Annotated in this window: 3 protein-coding genes and 1 pseudogene; 3 read left to right on the top strand and 1 reads right to left on the bottom strand. The window is 61.1% G+C overall.

Annotated features, from left to right (window positions below; translation table 11 throughout):
• Positions 1–227 precede the first annotated feature (227 nt).
• The 3 genes from K6T84_RS23630 to K6T84_RS23640 all read left to right on the top strand — a co-directional run bounded on the left by K6T84_RS23630 (position 228) and on the right by K6T84_RS23640 (position 4,035).
• On the top strand, positions 228–1,991 hold the full coding sequence (locus tag K6T84_RS23630; protein ID WP_329786971.1) for a tetratricopeptide repeat-containing glycosyltransferase: 1,764 nt from the start codon (positions 228–230) through the stop codon (positions 1,989–1,991).
• Positions 1,973–3,184, top strand: a complete 1,212-nt coding sequence (locus tag K6T84_RS23635) for a hypothetical protein (protein ID WP_225398437.1) — start codon at positions 1,973–1,975, stop codon at positions 3,182–3,184. The genes K6T84_RS23630 and K6T84_RS23635 overlap by 19 nt, the downstream gene beginning before the upstream one ends.
• A gap of 92 nt (positions 3,185–3,276) precedes the next feature.
• Positions 3,277–4,035, top strand: a complete 759-nt coding sequence (locus tag K6T84_RS23640; RefSeq protein ID WP_225398436.1) for a class I SAM-dependent methyltransferase — start codon at positions 3,277–3,279, stop codon at positions 4,033–4,035.
• Between the two features lie 478 nt (positions 4,036–4,513).
• On the opposite strand, the pseudogene K6T84_RS23645 reads toward K6T84_RS23640, so the two are convergent.
• Positions 4,514–4,993 (bottom strand): annotated as a pseudogene (locus tag K6T84_RS23645) (transposase); the annotation flags it as partial.
• Positions 4,994–5,072 lie beyond the last annotated feature (79 nt).

A 5,072-nucleotide genomic window follows, 5' to 3' on the forward strand; every position in this document is an offset into this window, starting at 1 on the left:
TTTACGTGATGCACCGAGGGTGTTTCGCGGGCACTTCCCGTGATGCTCGTCGAATCCTTGACCCGAAAAATGCACCTCATTAGGCTCACCTGGAACACAGCGGCGCTCAGGAGCTGTGATACCGAACTGGAGGAGCCGTCAGGTGAATGGCCATGGTCGCGGCGGAGTGACCCAAGACGGCGATGTTGTCGGATTTCGCTGGTAGCCGCCAACGCCTCGAAGCCCCGGTGCCGAACGTGCAGAGTACACAGCCGACGATCTGTCTGAGCATGATCGTGCGCAATGAGGCGCACGTCGTTCGTGAAGTGTTGGATTCCGTTGCCCCGTATATCAGTACCTGGGTGATCGTCGACACCGGCTCCGACGACGGGACGCAGGAACTCATCACCAGCCACATGGCTGAACTCGGCATTCCCGGGGTGCTGCATGAGCGACCGTGGGTGAATTTCGGCCACAACCGAACCGAAGCGGTGGCACTCGCCCAGGGGTACGCGGACTACATCTGGGTGAACGATGCCGATGACGTGCTGTCCGGGACGCCGGCTTTCAGCCATCTCACCGACGAGATCTACCGGATGAGGCATGGGCGCCGTGGCGGCCACATCTACTGGTATCCGGTGTTATTTCGCGATGGCCTGCAGATCCGTTATGAGGGCGTCACGCATGAATATGTTGATGCCCCGTCCAGTTGGGTGACCGGCAATCTAGGCGGAGACCACCTGATTGAAGATCGTCATACGAGTTTCCGCAACATCTCCGGTGAGAAATTTACGCAAGACCGAGACCTGCTGCTCAACGAAGTCGAGCGTAACCCTGAAAATGTCCGGGCAACATTCTATCTTGCGCGGAGTTACTTTGATCTGGGGGATTACGACAACGCGCGCAAGTGGTTCGCGCGGCGAGTCGAATTGGGCGGCTGGGTTGAGGAGATCTATTACTCAATGCTTCAGATCGCCCAGGCGATGGCACGGTCCGATATGCCCTGGCCCGACGTGCAGGATGCCTATCTGCGCGCATGGGCGTTCCGACCGAACCGCGGCGAGGCACTGGTCGAGATCGCACGCAAATACCGTCTCGAGGAGCAATACCGGCTTGGCCATCTGTTCGCAGAATGCGCAGCTCAGATTCCACTGCCGGAAGACGACATACTTTTCGTCGACGCAAGCCTCCACCTATGGCGGGCCCGTGACGAACAGGCGATCTGCGCATCCCAGCTGGGTGATCATTCCGAGGCCATGACGCTGTGTCGCGAACTGATCGCGGTGCCGGATGTCCCCGACGAACAGCGTCAGCGGATCGCAAAGAATCGTGACTTCTCGGTTCCTGCACTGCTTGAGACAGCGTCGGCGTATTCCGGTGAGCGGGTACGACAACTGGCAACCCGTGCAGGTGATGTCACCGTGAGCCTGATCGCGGGGCCGGATCGTTTAGCGACCGAGCAGAGCCTCAATTCGTTCCTGAGCTGCTGCCTTGATCTGAACCGGATCCGGCAGTTCCTGGTTCTGCCCGCCGGAATATCGGCAGCGGACCGTGCCGTTCTTGCCGGTCGCTACCCCTTCATCGAGTTCATCGAGCCGGCCGCGGGTGAGGGGATAACCGAACGTGGCCGGCTCAGCGGCCAGATCCACGGCCGGCTCTGGCTGCACCTCGGAGCGGGTTGGCGATTCTTCGCACCGGAGCGGTACCTGAGTCGGCTCGCCGCTGTGCTCGATGCCGAGCCGGGCGTGATGCAGGTCGGGATCAATCTCGCCGACGCCACGGACCGCCTTTGGAAGTGCGCTCCCGAGGACGCCGTGCGGCGAACACCCGACGGGGGACGTTACGCGCTGGGCGATGCGATCACCGCCGGTCCGGCGATGTTCGATATGGATCGGCTGAACGGCATTGACGTCGATGACCCGGATCCGATCGCTCGGCTACGACATCAGGTCGGACGCGGTGGCCTGCAGACAGCGACGCTGGACGAGGTGCTGTGCATCGCCAGACCGTGAACGCCGAAACCGCCTTCGGCTGGGCGCAGAGCTACTTTGAGTTCGGCGACTTCGCCAACGCGCGAAAGTGGTACGCACGACGGGTTGAGATGGGCGGTAGCGGCGAGGAGCTCTTCCTTGCGAAGTACCGGCTGGCCGCCTCCATGCACAAGCTCGCTGAGCCCTGGCCCCAGGTTCAAGACGCCTACCTTCGGGCCTGGACGGAGCTACCGAGCCGGGCCGAGCCGCTACATGCGATTGCACGCCGCTACCGCAGCGCCGGCAGCTACCACCTCGGCTACCTTTTCGCACGTCGAGCGGCCATGATCTCGCGTCCTGAGCACGACCATCTGGCCGTCGATGATGCGCTGGACCACTGGCGTGCGATGGATGAACTCGCCGTGTGCGCGGCGTGGATCGGCAAGAAGGCAGAGGCTTTTGACCTGTGCAGAAAGCTCATAGCGTTACCGGATCTCCCCGAGCCGGATCGACAGCGAATCGCAAAGAACCGCGACCTCGAGGTTCCGGTCATGCTGGAGGCCGCGTCGGCCTACCCGCAGGGGCTGCTCGCTGACCTCACCATCGGTGGATTCGGGGCCGATGTGACGGTCACCGTCATCGCCGACGCGGATCGTGCCGCGCTGGAGCGCACCTTGAACTCGTTCCTGAACTGCTGCCAGGACCTCGCGCTCGTCGAGCGGTTCCTTGTTCTCGATACCGGTCTGTCGGGCGCTGATCGTCGGATGCTGCGCGACCGATACCGATTCGTCGATGTCATTGATGCCGACCCGTACAGTGCGCCGGGCGACCAACTTCGGGAGCTTCGTGGACGGGTCCCGGGCAGGTTCTGGTTGCACCTGGGCCGTGGGTGGCAATTCTTTGCACCGGATCATCTGATGGGCCGGCTGAGGTCGGTTCTGCAGGCCGAACCGCAGGTTTTTCAGGTCGGTGTCAATGTCGGCGACGCGACTGAGTTGATCGGCGAGTGCGCGCCCGAGCCCATGGTGCGCCGGAGTGCCGGCACGGGGCGTTATCTGCGCTCCGGCGCAATCTCGATGGGGCCGGCGATGTTCGACACGACCCGTCTGGATCAGGCCACCGCCGCGACCGTCGCGCATGCTGATGTCGTGGGGGAGCTGGGCCGAGTGGGCTGGTGTACCGCCACTCTCGATGAGGTGCTGTGCAGTGTTCAAATTTCTGCACCGCCCGCGTAGTTATTGCGACCGGGGTACCCGACCCTGCTGCGCGTCCGAAGTGTGCGGCGTATGCGTCATCCCTGACTCCCGCAACTGTGTACTCTGCTGTCATGGGATTTCCAGCCGGCGGTGCGCAGCAGACAATACCCTTGCTGCTGCCTGGAGCCGAAGTTTTCACGCAGGCGCTGGACACGATTCCGGGATGGTTCTATCCGCAGGACGTTCGACTCTTTGATTTTGTACTGAACTGCCAGTTGGAGAACGATATCAGGGGAGACGTCCTCGAAGTCGGCGCATATCAGGGAAAGAGCGCGATACTGCTGGCGTACGGCTTACGGGGTGACGAAAATTTAGTGGTCTGCGATCTGTTCGGCCTGAGTCCCGATAATTTTGACCTGCCTGCAGAGGGAATGAACGCCTATTCGGGCTTGACCATCGATTCCTTTTACAATAATTACGATAGGTTCCACGCCCGTCGGCCGGTCGTTGAAGTCTGCCCTTCTGCGCAACTCGAAGATCGCGTTGGCCGTCAGAGCTGCCGCTTCATTCATATTGACGGATCCCACGCGTATAAGTGCGTTCGCGACGATATCCGTACGGCGGTTAATTGCAGTGTCAAAAATGCGGTAATAGCTTTGGACGACTATCGTTCACCGCATACGCCGGGCGTTTCTGCAGCCATTTGGGAGGCTGCGGCATCAGGCATTATATTCCCATTTTGCATCACCCCCTCGAAATTGTATGCGGCCGTGTCGCGTACTGCTCAGAAGGAGTGGTTCGACGAAGTTCTGCGGCTCACGGGAGTTGACAGTCCGTGGGGGTACGAAGTTCATCAAGTGTTAGGTGTTGATCTTTTACGCGTGGGTTGAACACGGAATGCAGAAGTACCGCCCACCCCACCTCGTCTTCGCAGCTATGGCCGTTCGCCACCACATCGAGACCCACATAGATCAATGCCGGCCGCCGTATCCAGGCCAAGTACCCGGAAACTGACGCTGAGTTGCCCGATCGGTGGGGTGGCTCCCGAATTTGCGGAAGCTGTGTGGCGGTGCCGCAAACCTTGCCGGACCCTGTGACAATCTCAGCTCGATGAGCTACGCCACGGGTGGTGACCGGTACGTGATCGCGGATACAGACCTGTCTCGGTTGAGGTCCCGCGCCCCGGACCGACGGGTGCGACGCGCCGTTCCGACGGGCTGAGTACCCCGCGCCCCTCGATGAGATTGTTCTGCAGCTAAAAGGCACTTGACCAGTGATGACAGGCTTTAAACGGGCTGTCAGGAACGGGTCATGCCCAGTGGCGTGGTGTAAGGAGTCGCGTGATCGCGTGATCCTTCGGGTGGCAGTTTAGGCGGTTAGGGCCGGTGTGGTCGGCGTTTGCTGGTGGCCGGACTGTTCGGTGCTGGCGAGGCCCGCTCGGGCGCGGGTGAGGACGTCGAGACCGAGGTAGCGTCGACCTTCGATCCATTCGTCGTGTTGTTCGGCCAGGACTGCCCCGACGAGACGGATGACGCTTCCGCGGTCGGGGAAGATGCCCACGACGTCGGTGCGGCGCCGGATCTCTTTGTTGAGGCGTTCTTGGGGATTGTTGGACCAGATCTGGCGCCAGATCTGCTTGGGGAATGCGGTGAACGCCAGCAGGTCCGCGCGGGCTGCATCGAGATGCTCAGCGACGTGAGGGAGCTTTTCGGTCAGTGCATCGAGCACGCGATCACATTGGGCAACAACTGATTCCGCATCAGGTTGGTCGTAGATGGAGTGCAACAGAGTGCGTACCCATGGCCAGGATGGCTTCGGAGTTGTCGCCATCAGGTTGACCGCGTAGTGCACCTAATGCCGACATCGGCATTAGGTGCATTACTCCGATCTTGCGGTTATGCCGACATCGGGGTGGCCCGTGCTGGTA

Source organism: Mycobacterium zoologicum (assembly GCF_020181635.2).
GTDB lineage: Bacteria > Actinomycetota > Actinomycetes > Mycobacteriales > Mycobacteriaceae > Mycobacterium > Mycobacterium zoologicum.

What these genes read in the sequence shown, in the direction of transcription:
- K6T84_RS23640 (WP_225398436.1), top strand. Translation starts at nt 3,277, where the DNA reads ATGGGATTTCCAGCCGGCGGTGCGCAGCAGACAATACCCTTGCTGCTG.